This window comes from Acinetobacter sp. C26M (assembly GCF_023702675.1).
Taxonomy (GTDB): Bacteria; Pseudomonadota; Gammaproteobacteria; order Pseudomonadales; family Moraxellaceae; genus Acinetobacter.
The window spans coordinates 1,850,605-1,868,687 of record NZ_CP098478.1 but is presented as its reverse complement, the minus strand read 5'-3'; the positions used below and the strand labels follow the sequence as shown (position 1 = coordinate 1,868,687).

Genomic DNA, 18,083 nt, shown 5'->3' with positions numbered 1-18,083 from the left:
AACCACTGAAAGCGCTTATTGAGCATTACTTCCAGTGGGTAATTTTAAATAAGATTGATAAAACTAGATCTTCATATTAATCCCAACTTGAAAACCTCGCCCTGGCAATGGTGCAATATATTTCAAAGGAGAATTATGCGGTCTCGCTTCCTCATTCAGCAGATTTGAGCCATTTAGGAACACGTCAATATCAGAATTCTTGAATTTTAGATGCTTACTGATCTGCATATCGACCATATTGAATGCTGGTAAAGGCTTTTCCTCCGAAACATTCTTCCCTAAATATTTAGGTTTATCATAATAAATACTTGATAGGCGTGCAGCCCAATCTCTGTTACTCCACTCTACGCTTGCACCATAACGGCTTGTTGGCATGTTCGGTAAATAATTGCCATCATTATGCAAACTTGATGAACTCGGATTGATATTTTTATTCTTCACAAAATCAGCAAATGCGCCAAGCGTAAACGTGCCAAATTGCTGCGTATTAATTTTCTGTTTGAGGTCAACTTCAAAACCTGTAATTTCAGTATCTGTTTGAGTCCAGTATTTGAGTGGTAAGCGATTCGCTGTTTGCATTCCAGAATGAGTGAGATAGAGATAATTTTCAAATTTCATCTTATATACAGTGGCTTCAAGATTAAAATCTTGATAATTGAATAAACCAGTCAGCTCTGTATTTTTAGATGTTTCAGGCTCTAACTTTTGATTACCTTGCTCATTAATCATAATTGAATAATGGTTGCCACTCGCATAAAGCTCATTCAGCTCTGGTGCACGTTTCGATACCGCATATCTAAGTTTCATACCTAGATAGTCATTCATTCTAAGATATGAACCGAAGCTATAGCTTTCTAAATCGAAATTGGTATCTTGCAACTTGCTATTCGGTGAGTTGCGAGATACTTTGAAGTCACTGTCTTTGATTGTGTGATCAATACTTTCTTGACGATAGCCTGCATCGAAAGACACACGATTTAGGTCAATTTTTTCTTGGATAAAAATCGCTTGTGTTTTGGTTTTTACATTAGGAAGATAGCGTAACTTGCCCTGTCCTTCGATGCTTCGATTACTCTGACTCAGTCCAAGTAAACCATTTAAGTACGGCAAAGGTTGATGCCTGAAGAGTATCTCAGCTTGTTTGGTATCAAAGCGGTAATCATTCGCAAGTTGCGTACCAAAATACTCACCTGAACGATTGATCACTTGATTCGCTTTAAAATCGATTCCCTTCAAAAATGGTGTATCAAAATTATATTGACTATCCAATGTATATTTGCGTTGATCCGTCTTTATTCCTACAGGTAGACCATCATCATAAGACGATTGAAACGACTTATTTTCTAAAGAAAAGCCCGGTACACCGTATGCATTTTTCTGAGAATCTGCGCTCAAGCCAATATAGCCATTTTCCAGAAAATAAGTACTGCCGATCGCATAATGCTGATTTTCCAAATAGCTATTGCCTAGCTTTTGATTGTAATTTGGTGTCACATCGTTATTAATTCTATTTTCTTTAATCTTGGGTGTATCAGCAATATATTCAGGATTTACTGGATTGATATAAGTCTTACCACTCCAAACTGATGAGGGTTTATCGGTATAAAATGAAAACTTCCCATCTGCCCAATCTGGATTTTCAGTCATAAACTGGTCAATATATTTTTGTGAAGCAGTATTATAAATCCGCTCTATGCGCGTATCTTTTTGACAAGCATCTGCCAATGCTGGATTTACACCACCCGTTACGGGGAAAACTGCACTATTACACAGTCCGGCTTTACTATATCCCGGAATTTTATAAGAAGAAATGTCTTGTTTTGAAAATAAGAAGTTGGTTGAAAAGTTGCTTTGATTATTTAAATTCAGTTTAAAACCATGCGCATCTGCATTATTCCAACCTTTTCGCACAGCAAGCTCTAAATTATGATCTTTCTTGGGCATTTCTTTGCTAATCAAGTCATTCTCTACATTTACACTGCCACCAATTGCATTTCCACCGTATCGCACACTATCCGAAGATTTATTGACAAGAATAGAATGGTTAAATAAAGGATCAAAAGGAATTGTAATATTACCACTGATTGCATTCATGCCATAAGCAGAGAGTCCATCCTCCAGAATTTGTACTCGATTACCACTTAAGCTGCGGATGATGGGTGCGCCAGAGTTCGGACCAAAGGCACTACTTTGCACGCCTGACACCTGCTTAAGTGCATCTCCTAAAGTTTGATTTTGAGCATTGCGATTCTCTACAACGATATTGTTCCCGATTGAAAGATCAGTTTCTGCTTTTAAACTAATATTTGGCAAAATGACAGGCCTATCCTGCTCATTTGCAGATGCTTGATGATGAATAAATAGAATGGCTATTGCCAGGGCTTTGTAACGCACATTGAACTCCTTATTTTCAATTGTTATGTTATAACATAACAATTGAATGTTCAAATAAAACCTAAGCTTCATTTTTCATTCTTAATGTGCATGAAAAGCATCGCTCAAATCCGTTTGAGCAATTAGGTATTTTATGGTTGATTAAAGTAATTCAGAGGTAACTTTAAGTAGCGGATTCCATTAGACTCAGGTTCTGGCAATCGACCTGCATCCATATTGATTTGAATGGCAGGTAGAATAAGCTTAGGCATCGATAAAGTCACATCACGTGCTTCGCGCATTTGTACAAAATCATGCTTGAGCGTTTTTGCATTTAAGTGAATATTGCTTTGTTTCTGTGCTCGAATATCTGTTTCATAAATATATGTATCACGACCTTCTGGTTTATAGTCGTGACATAAAAATACGCGTGTATGTTCTGCTAGCTGATACAGCTTTTGCACGGAGTCAAATAAGATATTCGCACTGCCTTTGGGGAAATCACAACGCGCCGTTCCATAATCTGGCATAAATAAGGTATCACCAATAAAAACAACATCACCAATCACATAACTTAAGCACGCTGGCGTATGTCCTGGTGTTGGTATGTTATATGCCTCTAGGTTGCCGATACGAAAATTTTCATTGTCCTTAAATAGATAATCAAACACTTGATGTGTATTAAAATACTTCATATCCAGATGATAGATTGCACTAAAGGTTTCCTGAACAATCGAAATTTTCTCGCTGATGGCAATTTTGCCACCAAGCTTGGATTTCAAATATTGTGATGCCGTTAAATGATCTGCATGAACATGGGTTTCAAGTATCCATTCAACCATGAATGCTTGAGATTCAATGTAGGCAATGATCTCATCTGCATGCTGTGTGGATGTTGAAGCCGAAGCAGCATCATAATCCAACACACTGTCGATAACGGCACAATGCTTTGTTTCAGGATCATGCACGACATAGCTAAAGGTATTGCTGTTTTCGTCGAAGAAAGCTTTGATGATTGGCTGTTGCACTACACTTCTCCTACTGTTTGGCCCAAACACGATGAATCAACATGCCGAGCAGCATTGCTGCTATAAAATACCAAACCTCAAAATAGCCTAGTCCGATCAAAGTCAATGCGGGTGCTGGGCAAATGCCTGCAATTCCCCAACCAACACCAAATAATATCGCACCTGTAATCAACTTCTTATCAATTTGATTATTGTTTGGTAAAGCAATCGGCTCTCCTGATAATGTTTTCGGATTGCGTAAGGCTTTCTGAAATGGAATAAATGCAATCGCGATTGCACCAACCATTACAAACATCAAACTAATGTCCCATGCGCCAAAAACATCTAGAAAGCTTAATACTTTTTCTGGATTTGACATTCCTGAAACCAATAAACCCAATGCAAATATACTGCCAAAGATAAATGCAAATAAATTTTTCATGATGCCGCCCCTAGAACTAGAAGATGACGTATTACATATACTGTCACAAAGCCAGCGAACATAAATGTGATTGTGGCAACCATAGAACGTAGCGATAAACGGCTGATTCCGCAGATCCCATGTCCACTAGTACAACCCGAACCTAAACGTGTCCCAAATCCTACTAATAGCCCAGCAATGATCAAAGTCAATGGTGATGACTGCATTATAATTTCAGGTTGTACAAAAATTTGATAAATGAAAGGTGTAATGATTAGACCTAAAAGAAACCAAAAAGCTGAACTTTTGAAAAAAATTTTGGGCTGTAATAGTTGTGCAATCAATCCACTCACACCAGCAATACGTCCATTAACATACAGATAGCCAGCTGCAGCAAATCCAATCAGTGCACCACCAATCAAAGCTAGAATAATGCTAGTCATATTTCTCTCACAAACAATATATATTTTTATAATATATTATTTTAAATAATAAGTGATTCTAATTTTAATGCTTAATCGCTTCTTTTTACGAAAAAATGACATAAATTAGTAAATACTTTCTAAAATTAAGTCACTTAATTTTAAGCTGGAGCATAAAAACAAGCTATGAATAAGCATCGTATTTCTTAAATAGACCAACTATTCGAACTCAGAAAGTACTCTTTCTGCAAACCAAACAGGAAATACGGTCACGATAGGATTGATTCTTAGTCGATTTGCCTGTTCAACCTCCGCTAAAAAAGCTGCTTTTTCACCATTCGAAGAATTATCAAATATAAAAGCTCGATCGCTCATCTCAATGGCTTGCATCAGTAAGTTCATGCTGCGGTAATAACGATCACGAATTTTGGGTTCTGGTACAGCATGTCCACCTGTACTTACCCGATACCGTACTCGCGCAATATTGATTTCAGGGTCAATCGTTGAAACATAATACAGATAAGTTTTAAACCCTTGCTCCTGAGCCATTCTCAGGAACTCAACTTTGCTGATATGTGACATGACAGTTTCAAAGGTAAAACTAATTTTTAAACTTAGAAACTCTAAACGGATAAAATCGATGATTCTGGCAGCAAGATATGAATCAATATCGTGAATAGCAAAAAGAATATGATGCTCACCGAGCAATTTAGGTTCTTGGCTTAATAAATTACAGATTTTTTGATTACGTTTTTCTTTTTGGTTTTTAAAAAAGTAATCAACTTTAGGGCATCTAAAGACTCATGATAAATCTTTAAGTCCAAAGTATGAGTTTGATTTAAGGTTTTTTCGAGTTCATCTGCATTTAAATATGCCCCAATATGTCGGGGCAATAAATATTCTTTAATCGTACTTTTACCAGAACCGTTTGGACCTGCAAACATGCGTACTCTGGGCGTAGACTGTCGCATTAACTTATACAACAGCCTGCTTTTTCTTACGTTTCAATAGAACACGCGATGCTTCAATAGCGGTATAAGCACCTGATATATCCTTGATCACTTCGGTTTCACCAGTTGGATGCTGCTTTAACAGTTGATGACCTTTGGCATATACCACCGTAGAGGATTCACTTGCCTCTTTAAACGCATTACGGAATGCTTCTACAGCAAGCTTAGGAAGAAGACTTTCCTCTTGCGTACTCATTTTCATGATTGTAAAAGCTGTCATAACAGACTCCTCCACCAGATTGCGCTTATACCTATACTAGCATAAATGCTAATTTTGTCTATTTTTGCAGCAATGCATTTAACGAACGAGATCTTCAATACCAATCAATTTTGGTAGTTTATCAATTACTTTATTCAACTCCGTATTTGCTGGTGAAATACAACCTGTGTAATGGCTGAGTTTTGTTACAGTACCATCAGGTTTTTTCCAAGAGAAATAAGCACTTGGTTGGTCTGTTGCTGTTTCTTGACAACCCGTTGTTTTTACATTTGCACCCGTTGCAGGACGATAGGTTTTCAACTCTTGTTGCAATTTCTTATAAACAGAAGGATCAACTGTTAAATCTTGAGTACCTGTCACCTTTGTGTACTGTTTGCCATCAAAATGGACAGCACCTTCAGGTGTAATCTCAACAGAATAGATCGGGCATGCACCAAAACATGGACTAGATGAATAGCGAATTGTTTCTTGAGCAGTATCCTGAGGTTGTTGAGGTGTTGTTGCGCAGCCAACTAAAGAAAAAGTAAAAAGGCCCGCTATTAATAATTTTTTCATTTATTGATCCGTTATAAAGTATGTTATTCAAATTTAACAAATAGTAGAAATTTTGTCATTTAGAATGGTGTAAAAATAAGAAATTTCATCTAAATCTACTTAGGCTATTTTGCAATAACCGAAAAAAAAGACATGAATTAAAGAAAATTAAGAATGGCTTTGGGATTGCAGAATTAATCTAGCAAGCTCTAAATCATCTGCATAGGTAATCTTGATATTGTCTGAACGCCCTTGCACCACTTGCACAGGTTCATTTATATGTTCTAAAGCACTTGCTTCATCTGTAATTGTAACTTGCTCTGCCAGTGCTGTTTTAATCGCATTCTTAAGAATGCCCAATTTGGCCATTTGTGGTGTCTGTGCCTGCCACAAAAATTCACGGCTTACAGTTTTCTCAATCTGGTTTTGGCTTACGACATGTTTAAGCGTATCACGCACAGGGATCGCTAAAATTGCACTTTGATTTGAATGCTGGGCAGACTCAACCAAGCTTGTTAGACAATTTACTGTGACACATGGCCGTGCAGCGTCATGGACTAATACCCAATCATCTTCATGTGCAATATCAGATAAATAGATCAAGGCGTTTAAAACAGAATGTACTCGCTCTGCGCCACCCAAACAAAAATGGAGCTTATTTTTTTGCTGAAAAGGAAGTGTTTTAGCAAAATTATCTTGTGCACCAATGGCAAGTACACAGCCGGCCAAATCCAAGGTATTCAGTCGATTAACCGTGTGTTCAAGTACAGTACGATCTTGAATATATTGGTATTGTTTTAATTCAGTTTTTGAAAAACGACTGCCCGAACCTGCTGCTGGTACAACCGCCCACAGCTTAGTCTGGGTTTTCATTGGTTGCAGTGTCTTCTTTTGCGTTTGGATCGATATAAATTGGTTTGTAATGGGTACTAATGGTACTCATTTGCACAAAGGTTTCATTCGGTTTAATCAAACCTAAATCTAAACGTGCATGTTCTTCAATGGCTTCGCTGCCATTTTTTAAGTCAAAAACTTCAGCCGCTAAAATACGATTTCGCTCTTTGAGTTCAGTATTAATTTCTGCCTGCTGCTTAATTTGCTGAGTTAAAGCTTGGTGAGGAAAATAACCACCCTCACCTAGCCAAAATTGATACTGTAAGCTTGCCACCAAAGCGATAACAAGCACTAGAATCAATTTACTCGAGGTCGATCGAAACATCTCTATCATGAAAAATTCCCTACATCCTTCTTACAAGGAAGATCATCTGCAAATTCTATATGATTATGAATTTTCAGAGTTTCTCTCTTTTGTAAAGAATGATGATCAGAAGTATTCAACATAGATAAATTGACCTTATTTTAGACCTTTGAATTCAGCTTTACCGCGGTAAGCTGCATTCGTTAACTCTTCGATACGAAGTAATTGGTTGTATTTCGCTACGCGGTCAGAACGGCAAAGTGAACCAGTCTTGATTTGACCCGCTGCGGTACCTACTGCCAAGTCAGCAATCGTTGAATCTTCAGTTTCACCTGAACGGTGTGAGATTACAGTGCTATAACCATTTGCTTTCGCAAGGTAGATTGCATCTAGAGTTTCAGTCAATGTACCAATCTGGTTATATTTAATCAGAATAGAGTTACCGACTTTCTCATTAATACCACGTTGTAAAATCTTAGGATTAGTTACGAATAAATCGTCACCAACCAATTGGATTTTGTCACCAAGGATTGATGTCAAGTAGCTCCAACCTTCCCAGTCAGATTCATCGAGGCCATCTTCAATCGAAATGATTGGGTATTGGTTTACAAGACCTGCTAAATAGTCAGAGAACTGGTTGCTTGTGAATGCTTTATTGCCTTCACCAGCAAGAACATATTGACCATTTTTGTAGAATTCTGAAGATGCGCAGTCAAGTGCCAGCATAATATCAGAACCAGCTTTGTAACCAGTTTGACCAATTGCTTCAAGAATAACTTGAATTGCTTCTTCGTTTGAACGCAAGTTTGGTGCAAAACCACCTTCATCACCCACAGCAGTATTCAAACCTTTCTTGTTTAAAACTGATTTTAGAGAATGGAAGATTTCAGCGCCTGCGCGTAATGCTTCAGCAAATGATGTGAAGCCTACAGGCTCAATCATGAACTCTTGAATATCAACATTGTTGTCTGCATGCGAACCACCATTGATGATGTTCATCATTGGTACAGGCATCGTCAAAGTCGTTTGACCACGAAGATCTGCGATATATTGGAAAAGAGGAATTTTCTTTTCATCTGCAGCAGCGCGAGCAGCAGCCAATGAAACAGCTAAAGTTGCGTTAGCACCTAATTTTTCTTTGTTTTCAGTACCATCAAGTTCGATCATCGTATTATCGATGTCTTTTTGTTCAAATACTGATTTGCCCACTAAAGCGTCACGGATAATGGTATTTACGTTATTAACCGCAGTTTTAACGCCTTTACCCAAATAACGTGCTTTATCGCCATCACGAAGTTCTAAAGCTTCACGAGAACCAGTTGAAGCACCAGATGGTGCACATGCACGACCAACAACCCCAGATTCTAAAATAACGTCTGCTTCGATGGTTGGGTTACCACGAGAGTCCAAAATTTCACGTGCACGGATGTCAACGATTTGGCTCATGAACAATTCCTCTGTTGAATGAAAAACAAGATGCAAGTTATTGCATCAGTGGGTGTCTAACTTTTTGAATCCTTTAACTAAAGTATCCAATTCTTTTAATTGCGCCAAGAATGGCTCAAGCTGAGATAAACGCAATGCACATGGTCCATCACATTTTGCGATTTCTGGCTCAGGATGTGCTTCCAAGAATAAACCAGCCAATCCTGTTGCCATACCTGCACGCGCTAAAGTGGTGATTTGGGCGCGACGACCGCCAGCAGAATCAGCACGTCCGCCTGGTGTTTGCAATGCATGGGTGACATCAAAGAATACAGGCACATTCATTTCTTTCATGGTATCGAAGCCAAGCATATCAACAACCAAGTTGTTATAACCAAATGCTGAACCACGTTCACAAAGAATGAGTTTGTCATTTCCAGCTTCCAAACACTTATGCAAGATATGACGCATTTCATGTGGTGCTAAGAATTGTGCTTTTTTGATATTGATAATGGCTTGAGTTTTGGCCATTGCTTCAACGAGATCAGTCTGACGACTTAAAAAGGCAGGAAGTTGAATAATATCGGCAACTTCAGCAACAGGCGCTGCTTGGTAAGGCTCATGAACGTCAGTGATAATGGGCACATTAAAATGCTTTTTAATGTCAGCAAGCCATTCAATCCCTTTTTCCAAACCTGGTCCACGGTAAGAGTTCAGACTTGAACGGTTTGCTTTATCAAAGCTCGCCTTAAATACATAAGGAATATCTAAGCGCTTGCAAATATCAACATAAGTTTCAGCAATTTCAAATGCTAAATCTTTTGACTCTAATACGTTCATTCCGCCAAATAATACAAATGGCAAATGATTTGCCATTTGTATATCGCCTAAACGTACAACTTCTTGTGGTTTTAATTGTGACATTTAAACTTTCCCAGTTTATTTAAAACTCAGTACTTACTTTTGGTGCTGATTTTTAGCAGCCCCGATAAAACTAGCAAATAATGGGTGTCCATCACGTGGTGAACTTGTAAATTCTGGGTGGAATTGTACAGCAATAAACCAAGGATGTTCAGGGATTTCTACAGTTTCAACTAAATGTTGTACTGATGAATAACCTGAAATCTTCATACCAGCTTCTTCAAGTGCTGGAATAAAACGATCGTTCATTTCGTAGCGATGGCGATGGCGTTCTGTAATTTCAGCTTTACCATAAACTTCACGCGTCTTTGTACCTTCAACGAGCTCAGACTTTTGCGCACCTAAACGCATTGTGCCACCCAAATCAGACTCTAAACTACGCTGTTGTAACTCACCACGCTCATCCAACCATTCAGTAATTAAACCAATCAATGGATATTTCGTTGAACGGTTAAACTCTGTTGAACTCGCTTCAGGCATTGCAGCAACATTACGCGCATATTCAATTACCGCCAACTGCATGCCTAAACAAATACCAAGGAATGGAATCTTGTTTTCACGTGCATATTGAATGGCTTTCATTTTGCCTTCAGTACCGCGCTCACCAAAACCACCTGGAACTAAGATCGCATCAGCAGTACTTAAAACGCTAATATCTTGCTGTTCAAGCTCTTCAGCATTGACATAATCAATCTGAACTTTGACACGGTTCTGGATACCTGCATGTAAAAGTGCTTCATTCACAGATTTATAAGCATCTGGAAGTTCTACATATTTACCCACCATTGCAACACGAACTGTGTATTCAGGGTTTAGTAATGCTTCAACAACGTTGTCCCAATCTTCAAGATTTGCTTCTGGAAGATCATTAAAGCCAAAACGCTCACAGATCAAGTCATCAACGTTTTGCTCGTAGAACGTACGCGGAATTTGATATATCGTCTTCGCATCTTTACATACCACAACGGCACGCGCTTCCACATTCGTGAACAATGCAATTTTACGTTTAGTATCAACATCAACATCATATTCAGTACGGCAGATCAAGATATCTGGCTGAATACCAATTGAAAGAAGTTCTTTCACAGAATGTTGAGTTGGCTTGGTTTTGAGCTCAGCCGCAGATTTGATATATGGTAACAAAGTTAAATGCATGAGCATGGTACGTTTATGACCAAGCTCTACCATCAACTGACGTACTGATTCCATGAATGGAAGTGATTCGATATCACCAACCGTACCACCAATTTCAACGATTGCAACGTCATAACCTTCACCTGCGCGAAGTACACGTTCTTTAATGTTGTCTGTAATATGTGGAATAACTTGAACCGTACCACCTAGGTAGTCACCACGACGTTCTTTATTTAAAACGTCTTGATATACGCGACCACTGGTAAAGTTATTCAGTTTGGTCATTTTCGCACGACGTAAGAAACGTTCGTAATATCCCAAATCTAAGTCAGTTTCAGCACCATCCTCTGTGACGAAAACTTCACCGTGCTGAAATGGGCTCATGGTACCTGGATCGACATTAATGTATGGATCCATTTTTACCATAGTGACTTTTAAGCCACGAGCTTCCAAAAGTGCAGCAACAGAAGCAGCAGAAATACCTTTACCTAGTGATGAAACCACACCACCAGTGACAAAAATAAAATGGGTCATTGAGTTTCTCGTACAATCGAGCCGAAATCGGCCTACAATGTTGGGCAATTTTACTGTACTCTGCCCCTATAAAGCAAAGTCAAACCGCATCAATTCAAAGAACTATAAACAACTGGCTATTCTATCAGCATTTTCGATAAAAATTTAAGGGATTTGTGGACTTTTCATCCATAAATTACGTTTAAGAGGTAAAATTCACTTAAAGCGATATCTAAAATCTTGCATTCTTCACTTTTAAATTCTTTGCTATTCGTCTGTTTAATTGCAAGCATTTATAAAATATCAACAAACTCTACAAAGCGTAGTGATTTCTTCACATAGATTTACTGTTATAATTGCGACTGTCCTTTTTTAATATGTTGTTTTAGCAATGGCGAATAAAAAACTTTTAATTTGTGCAGCACTTGCGACTGGTCTTTTATTAACTGCTTGTGTGAAAAAAGAAGAACCAAAAAACGAAGAGCAGCAAGAGCAGACAGCAACTGAGACTCAAACCCAGCCTGAGCCTGAAAAAATCCAAGAGTTCGAGTCTTTAGAAAGTGTTGATAAACATGAAGCTCCAGCGCCTGTTGTAGAAACAACGCGTGAAGAAACACCAAATACGACTACAGAGATTCGTCGTGAGACCCATCCAGCTCAAACAGAAACACCTGCGGCAACTGAAGCTCCACGCGCAGAAGAGCAAAAACCTGTAAAAGCTGAACAGAAACCAGCAAAGACTGAACAACCTAAAGCAGAACAACCTGTGAAAGCTGCAAAACCATCAGCACCTGCTCAAAGTGAAGATGATGCTGTCGCTGCTGCAATCGCTGCCGCAACACCAGCTTTAAATAACTAATTCATTTGTGAATAGTAAAAAGCCAGTTGCTTTCAACTGGCTTTTTTATGTCTATAGATTAGTAATTTTTAAAAAAGTCTGCCATCAAACGGGAGGCCCAAGACTTCACTGTTAAACTTTCATAAAAACCACAATGACTTCCCTTTTTAGTCGTCACAACTGCAATGTTGTCCATTTGCTGGATCTGATCTTTATAGGGTTCCAAGTTTTTAATTGAGCAAACAGGGTCATCTTCTGCATTGAGAATCATCAATGGAATTTTAACATTCTCAAATACGTAAATGGGATTAATGGCTTGGCAATAACTCTGATAATCCTGAAATCCTGCCATTTCAAAATATTCTTTTTCAAACTCTTCTAAGCTTGTGGTCGTCAGTACTTTTTCTACAGATGCAATTTGATCCCATGTATTCTGATAAGGATAAATGAAGTATTTAAATAACTTCTTGGTCATCATTTTGCTATAAAAAGGATGCACATTTTTAAAACCGATTTCAGTGTTATAACCTGGGCACATCGCAAAAGCAGCTTTGAATGGCGTATTTTCTCCTTCTTCACCCAAATATCGCACCAATAAACCAGTTCCTGCGGAAGAGCCTACTGCATATAGATCGGATTTTGGAAACAGGTTTTGAATATGCGCAAGCTGTTCTTTCAGGTCACTGGTTGAACCAAAAAGTGAAATACGGGGCACTGGCATTGGCAATCCTGCATGACCACGACGCAGACACAGTGCAATTCTCCAACCATTATAGTCATGCAAATCTTTGACCAGTTCACGCATACTTTCAGGTGTCCCTGTAATGGTATGCATAATCACAACAGTTGGTGTTTCTGCAGGTAGGTCATATCCATACCACGCAACGGCAGTAATCCCTCCATCCGACATGATCAAACGATCAACACGGTCATATTCAAGTTTAATGGTTTTCTTACGAATCACATCAAAATATAACAGATGGATATGCGTGTTACTCAGCCAAGGTGTAGGACGATATTTTTGCTTTAACTGTGGTAATTTTTCCAAAACATCTTTAATTTTCCCTTTCGGATCATAGTACATTTTGGGTTGCTCAGCACCGAGTACTGAATCAAGGAGCTCTGAGCCTAACACTTTGATTTTATCTAAAGCAGATATACCCATATTCAATAACCGCCTCTATCTAACCATGAGTAAATGTTTGTCGCACCAAAGCCGCGACCTGTTGTCCCCAGATGGCATAGATTTCTTTGCTTGGATGAAAACCATCGCTTGCCATCGGCAAATCCATTGCTTGAAAAGCTTCAATATCATATTGAATAAATCGAAATTGAGATTGTGGTGCCAACCATTGCTGTAATGCCTGATTCATTTGTTCTGCATATTTTCCAAACAGCCAAGCCAAAGGATTAGGTAAAGCCGGAAAATGCTGCATTGGTGGCACACCCGATACAATAATGAGTTTAGGTTGAAACTGATTCTGTATATAAGTGAATAGCTGTTTTTGTTGTTTAAGCCAAGATTTTGCAGAGGTCAATTTAGTCACATCATTGACACCAATTGAAGTGATAACAACATCATAGCATTGCGAATCTAATTGTTGTACTGCTTGAAAAACCTGTTGGGTAGTATCACCCGTTTTGGCATGCAACGTCCATTGCAACAGGTATTCAAGTTGAAGCTCAGAGATAATCGCACCCGATAAAGCCTGTTGCTGGGTTTCGACACCAACACCTGCCGCTGCTGAATCGCCAAGAATAAGCAAAGAAAGTGGCTGACCTTGACCTACGATACCATGGCGGTCGCCACTTGCTTCAGAAAGACGTGGTGTATTGTTACGAACCTTCATACCCTGTATGACTAATACAGGCAGTAATGCAAAAGTTGAAAGTTTTAACCACATTTTAATTCTCTTAACATTACTTAGGCTATTTTAGAGGCATTAATTCGGTTGATACTTGGCAAAGCGTGCACCCATTTTCTCTGCCAGTGCTGCCAAACCGCTCATCGGGCGAATCATCACTTCAAAATCAATGATTTTGCCTTGTTCATTAAAGCGAATCATATCGATGCCCTTCAACGATTTACCACTCACATTAGCACTGAATTCCAACACCACATTTTCACTATCTTCAGTGTAAAATTCACGGTGATAGGTAAAGTTTTCAAACACCTGAATCACATTGGTCAAAATAAAAAAAACCACATGCTTACCTTCATAAGGGTTATAGGCAACAGGCGAACGAAACACCACATCATCGGCCAGCAAATCATTTAAATTGGATAGGTCACCTGTTTTAATCATTTGATGCCAGTTTTCTAAAGCTTGTTTTGTCGTTTCCAGTGTCATTGTTATACTCCCTTGAGATTTAATAAATAAGGCGGGAGTATTTGCTCAGTAGAAAATACTCCCTATCATGTTTACAACGTTGCTGCTAACTCAGCACCTTGGCGAATTGCCCGTTTAGCATCCAACTCGCCCGCTTCTTTCGCTCCACCAATCAAGTGAACGTTTTTACCGTCCGCTTTAAGCTGATCAAACATTGCCGTATAAGACTCTTGACCTGCACAAATCACCACGTTATCGACCTCAAGCACGCGGCTTTGCCCATCTACAGTGATATGCAAACCTTGATCATCCACTTTGTCGTAACTTGCCCCAGCAATCATTTTTACATCACGATGTTTTAAGCCTGTACGATGAATCCAGCCTGTGGTTTTACCCAGACCAGCGCCAACAGAGGCACTCTTACGTTGCAATAAGTAAATTTCACGTTCTGACTTTTCTAACTCAGCTGGTTTTAAGCCGCCTACATGCGCATAAGAAGTATCAATACCCCATTCTGCATAGAATTTTTCAGGATTTAAGCTGCCACTATCACCTTCATGGGTTAAATATTCTGCTGTATCAAAGCCAATACCACCCGCACCTATAATAGCAACACGTTTGCCCACGGGTACGCGCTCTTTCAACACTTGGATGTAGCTCAATACTTTTGGATGATCAATGCCTTCAAATTGCAGTTGACGCGGTGTTACACCTGTTGCAACTACAATATCATCGTAGTTTGCGTTGCTAAGTTCTTCATAAGTGGCTGTGTGGTTCAGTACCAACTCAATATTCGGCTGTAATTCAATTTGACGCTTGAAGTAACGTAAAGTCTCGTAGAATTCTTCTTTACCTGGAATGGTCTTGGCAATATTGAATTGACCACCAATCTGATTGCTTGCATCAAAAACTTTAACTTTATTCCCACGACTTGCTGCATATACTGCAAAGCTCAAACCTGCTGGACCAGCACCAATCACCGCAATATTTTTAACCGCATTCGCTTCTTTAAAAATAAGCTCAGTTTCGTAACAAGCGCGTGGATTGACTAAGCAGGTTGCAATTTTCATTGAGAAAATATGGTCTAAACAAGCTTGGTTACAACCAATACAAGTATTGATTTCATCGCTACGACCTTCACTGGCTTTTAATACAAACTCAGAATCGGCCAGCATTGGGCGCGCCATCGATACCATGTCTGCATGACCAGAGGCCAATACATGTTCTGCCATTTCAGGTGTGTTAATACGGTTCGAGGTAATTAATGGAACCGAAACTTGACCTTTTAACTTCTCTGTAACCCAAGTGAATGCTGCGCGAGGTACTTTGGTTGCAATGGTTGGAATACGTGCTTCATGCCAGCCAATACCTGTATTGATAATGGTTGCGCCAGCTTTTTCAATTGCTTTCGCCAGTTGAATGACCTCTTCTAAGCTTGAACCACCTTCGACCAAATCCAACATCGATAAGCGATAAATAATAATAAAGTTTTCACCGACTAGATCACGGGTACGCTTTACGATTTCAATCGGGAAACGGATACGATTTTCATAGCTACCACCCCATTCATCATCACGATGGTTGGTACGTGCAGCAATAAATTCATTAATCAGATAACCTTCCGACCCCATGATCTCAACACCATCATAGCCCGCGTACTGTGCCAGCTTGGCACAGTTGGCAAAGTCATCAATGGTTTGCTGTACTTCGGCAGAGCTTAATGCTTTAGGTTTGATTGGGTTAATCGGTGCCTGAATCGCAGATGGTGCAACGATCTCAGGTTGATAAGAATAGCGCCCTGTATGCAAAATCTGCATCGCAATTTTACCACCCGCGTCATGTACGGCTTGGGTGATTACTTTATGTTTTTCTGCTTCAGCAATGCTATCTAGTTTAGAAGCGTGTGCAAATGTAAGACCTGCATCGTTTGGAGAAATACCGCCTGTTACGATTAACCCAACATCACCTTTGGCACGTTCTGCATAGAATGCAGCCATACGCTCATAACCTTGTGGCGCTTCTTCTAAGCCAACATGCATAGACCCCATAAGGACACGATTTTTTAAGGTGGTAAAGCCTAAATCTAATGGCTTTAATAGATGTGGATAAGCTGACATGGTTTCTCCTTTGGCTCGCACTCTGCTAGCTAATGCAACTTGTTGCATAAAGTTATAAACAAGATTTGATTTTTATGCAACATATTGCATAATTCTGATGAGTCATTTTTTATTATGGAACATCATGTCACTCGCCCATGTTTTATTGACCAGCTTATTGGAAAAACCAAGTACAGGTTTTGACTTGGCTCGTCGCTTTGACCGTTCAATGGGCTTCTTTTGGAATGCGACTCATCAGCAGATTTATCGTGAACTCAACGGGATGCTGAAAAAAGGATGGATTTCGACATTAGAAGAACAAACTGCCAACAGCCGTAAAAAAACTTATCAAGTTGAACAACTTGGAAGAATACAACTGGCATCATGGATTGAACAACAAAGTGAACCCGCTCAACTCCGTGATGATCTCATGGTCAGGTTAAGAGCTGAAGCTCAACTCGGTGGCAATAATATTTTGCCCGAATTAGAGCGACATTTAGTCTTACATAAGGAAAAATTAAGGCTTTATCAAGCCATTCATGATAAAGATTTTAAAGATAACGAACCAACCAATCGTGTTTTGTTTATCCATAAGATGATTCTGGAACTTGGTATCATTAAAGAAAATGAATGGATAAAATGGTTGGAACAAATGATTCCTCAACTGAAAAAGTTTGAAGAAGCCAACGATAGTGGAGAAAAATAATGCCGTTTTATAGCATGCCCGATCAAGAAAAATTATCTGTACGACGTGTTGGTGAAGGCGAACCTGTGCTCGTCTTATCAGGACTGGGTATGCAAAGCTGGCAATGGCTACCTTTCTTATTTGCCAACCGTAAACAATATGAATTTATCATTCCCGACTGGCGTGGTTTTGGCGGTTCAAAAAATTGTGCCATTCCAGCGCTAGATGCGATCTCAAGCCATTGGAATGATGTAGATTCACTGATTAAACAATTAAAACTCGATCAATTTATCCTGATGGGTTATTCCATGGGGGCAACCACAGCCATGCATGGTATGAAGCATGGTGGCTTAGCTAAGAAACTTAAGGCCTATCTGCATATTGATCAAACGCCTAAAATTGCAGTTGATGATTCTTGGCAATATGGTTTATTTGGTCCCAAACATCCTCAATTTAAAAATCTATTACTTGAGATCCAAACCCTTTTACTCGATTATAAGCATGCTCAGAAACTAGAAGATTTACCAGATGATATCCGCTACAAGCTAGTCAGCTTATGGGGTGATTTTATCGAGCTGCAAGGTAGTAATAATTATAGCCCTAAAATCCTTAAACTCGCCCTGCATCGCCCCTTCTTACAAAAATATCTACTGCCAATTCAGCGTTTAGACTATTTACTGTGGTATGTCGAAAATTATCTCAACCATGATGAAGATTATAGAGAAGCCATCAGTCAGTTGAATTGCCCAACTACTTTCTTTATTGGTCGTGAATCGACACTCTATCCAGAAACAGGACAAACCCTCATTGCGAATAGTTTAAGTAATGCAAAAGCAGTGTATTTTGAACGTTCTGGACATACACCATTAATTACTGAACCGAGAAAATTCAGCCAAGAAATTGGTCACTTTCTTGCAACTCAGTCTATCCAAGCTGCTTAATTTTACGCACAAAAA

General features: G+C 39.1%; 18 protein-coding genes and 1 pseudogene. 3 read left to right on the top strand and 16 right to left on the bottom strand.

Features of this window, described 5'->3' with window-relative positions:
• Nucleotides 1-63 precede the first annotated feature (63 nt).
• The 12 genes and pseudogenes from NDN11_RS08485 to pyrG all read right to left on the bottom strand — a co-directional run bounded on the left by NDN11_RS08485 (nucleotide 64) and on the right by pyrG (nucleotide 11,199).
• A complete protein-coding gene (locus NDN11_RS08485; protein ID WP_251111377.1) occupies nucleotides 64-2,394 on the bottom strand; it encodes a TonB-dependent receptor in 2,331 nt (776 codons plus the stop codon).
• A gap of 131 nt (nucleotides 2,395-2,525) precedes the next feature.
• Nucleotides 2,526-3,401, bottom strand: coding sequence for an MBL fold metallo-hydrolase (locus NDN11_RS08480; RefSeq protein ID WP_251111376.1), 876 nt, complete (start codon nucleotides 3,399-3,401; stop codon nucleotides 2,526-2,528).
• Between the two features lie 10 nt (nucleotides 3,402-3,411).
• On the bottom strand, nucleotides 3,412-3,822 hold the full coding sequence (locus NDN11_RS08475; protein ID WP_251111375.1) for a DUF6691 family protein: 411 nt from the start codon (nucleotides 3,820-3,822) through the stop codon (nucleotides 3,412-3,414).
• On the bottom strand, nucleotides 3,819-4,244 hold the full coding sequence (locus NDN11_RS08470) for a YeeE/YedE family protein (protein ID WP_251111374.1): 426 nt from the start codon (nucleotides 4,242-4,244) through the stop codon (nucleotides 3,819-3,821). The genes NDN11_RS08475 and NDN11_RS08470 overlap by 4 nt, the downstream gene beginning before the upstream one ends.
• A gap of 198 nt (nucleotides 4,245-4,442) precedes the next feature.
• Nucleotides 4,443-5,194: pseudogene (locus tag NDN11_RS08465) on the bottom strand (ATPase).
• A gap of 4 nt (nucleotides 5,195-5,198) precedes the next feature.
• Nucleotides 5,199-5,453 carry a hypothetical protein gene (locus NDN11_RS08460; protein ID WP_167246890.1) on the bottom strand — a complete coding sequence of 85 codons (255 nt, stop codon included), beginning with the start codon at nucleotides 5,451-5,453 and terminating at the stop codon, nucleotides 5,199-5,201.
• Between the two features lie 78 nt (nucleotides 5,454-5,531).
• Nucleotides 5,532-6,008 carry a DUF6438 domain-containing protein gene (locus NDN11_RS08455; protein WP_167246888.1) on the bottom strand — a complete coding sequence of 159 codons (477 nt, stop codon included), beginning with the start codon at nucleotides 6,006-6,008 and terminating at the stop codon, nucleotides 5,532-5,534.
• Between the two features lie 147 nt (nucleotides 6,009-6,155).
• The gene (gene ispD / locus NDN11_RS08450) at nucleotides 6,156-6,860 is read right to left on the bottom strand and encodes a 2-C-methyl-D-erythritol 4-phosphate cytidylyltransferase (RefSeq protein WP_251111373.1); all 705 of its coding nucleotides are present in this window, start codon (nucleotides 6,858-6,860) and stop codon (nucleotides 6,156-6,158) included.
• Nucleotides 6,844-7,215 (bottom strand): cell division protein FtsB, encoded by a 372-nt coding sequence (ftsB, locus tag NDN11_RS08445; protein ID WP_005241728.1) that lies wholly within the window; start codon nucleotides 7,213-7,215, stop codon nucleotides 6,844-6,846. The genes ispD and ftsB overlap by 17 nt, the downstream gene beginning before the upstream one ends.
• A 126-nt stretch (nucleotides 7,216-7,341) precedes the next feature.
• Nucleotides 7,342-8,631, bottom strand: a complete 1,290-nt coding sequence (gene eno / locus NDN11_RS08440; RefSeq protein WP_251111372.1) for a phosphopyruvate hydratase — start codon at nucleotides 8,629-8,631, stop codon at nucleotides 7,342-7,344.
• A gap of 45 nt (nucleotides 8,632-8,676) precedes the next feature.
• Nucleotides 8,677-9,534, bottom strand: coding sequence for a 3-deoxy-8-phosphooctulonate synthase (gene kdsA / locus NDN11_RS08435; protein WP_005153309.1), 858 nt, complete (start codon nucleotides 9,532-9,534; stop codon nucleotides 8,677-8,679).
• A 33-nt stretch (nucleotides 9,535-9,567) separates the two neighbouring features.
• Nucleotides 9,568-11,199, bottom strand: coding sequence for a CTP synthase (pyrG, locus tag NDN11_RS08430; RefSeq protein ID WP_005212573.1), 1,632 nt, complete (start codon nucleotides 11,197-11,199; stop codon nucleotides 9,568-9,570).
• A 370-nt stretch (nucleotides 11,200-11,569) separates the two neighbouring features.
• On the opposite strand from pyrG, the gene NDN11_RS08425 reads away from it, so the two are divergent.
• On the top strand, nucleotides 11,570-12,037 hold the full coding sequence (locus tag NDN11_RS08425) for an internalin (RefSeq protein WP_251111371.1): 468 nt from the start codon (nucleotides 11,570-11,572) through the stop codon (nucleotides 12,035-12,037).
• Between the two features lie 58 nt (nucleotides 12,038-12,095).
• Here the strand turns inward: NDN11_RS08425 and NDN11_RS08420 are convergent, their stop codons facing one another.
• The 4 genes from NDN11_RS08420 to NDN11_RS08405 form a co-directional block, all read right to left on the bottom strand.
• Complete coding sequence (locus NDN11_RS08420) at nucleotides 12,096-13,181, bottom strand: YheT family hydrolase (RefSeq protein ID WP_251111370.1); 1,086 nt, start codon at nucleotides 13,179-13,181, stop codon at nucleotides 12,096-12,098.
• Nucleotides 13,182-13,200: 19 nt separating this feature from the next.
• Nucleotides 13,201-13,920, bottom strand: a complete 720-nt coding sequence (locus NDN11_RS08415; RefSeq protein ID WP_251111369.1) for an SGNH/GDSL hydrolase family protein — start codon at nucleotides 13,918-13,920, stop codon at nucleotides 13,201-13,203.
• A 39-nt stretch (nucleotides 13,921-13,959) separates the two neighbouring features.
• Nucleotides 13,960-14,367, bottom strand: coding sequence for a nuclear transport factor 2 family protein (locus tag NDN11_RS08410; protein WP_251111368.1), 408 nt, complete (start codon nucleotides 14,365-14,367; stop codon nucleotides 13,960-13,962).
• Between the two features lie 71 nt (nucleotides 14,368-14,438).
• Nucleotides 14,439-16,463, bottom strand: a complete 2,025-nt coding sequence (locus tag NDN11_RS08405) for an NADPH-dependent 2,4-dienoyl-CoA reductase (RefSeq protein WP_251111367.1) — start codon at nucleotides 16,461-16,463, stop codon at nucleotides 14,439-14,441.
• A 124-nt stretch (nucleotides 16,464-16,587) separates the two neighbouring features.
• Here NDN11_RS08405 and NDN11_RS08400 point away from each other — a divergent pair, with 124 nt between their 5' ends.
• Together NDN11_RS08400 and NDN11_RS08395 are read left to right on the top strand one after the other, a co-directional pair.
• On the top strand, nucleotides 16,588-17,148 hold the full coding sequence (locus NDN11_RS08400; RefSeq protein ID WP_167246872.1) for a PadR family transcriptional regulator: 561 nt from the start codon (nucleotides 16,588-16,590) through the stop codon (nucleotides 17,146-17,148).
• On the top strand, nucleotides 17,148-18,068 hold the full coding sequence (locus tag NDN11_RS08395; protein ID WP_251111366.1) for an alpha/beta fold hydrolase: 921 nt from the start codon (nucleotides 17,148-17,150) through the stop codon (nucleotides 18,066-18,068). Before NDN11_RS08400 ends, NDN11_RS08395 begins: the two co-directional genes overlap by 1 nt.
• Nucleotides 18,069-18,083 lie beyond the last annotated feature (15 nt).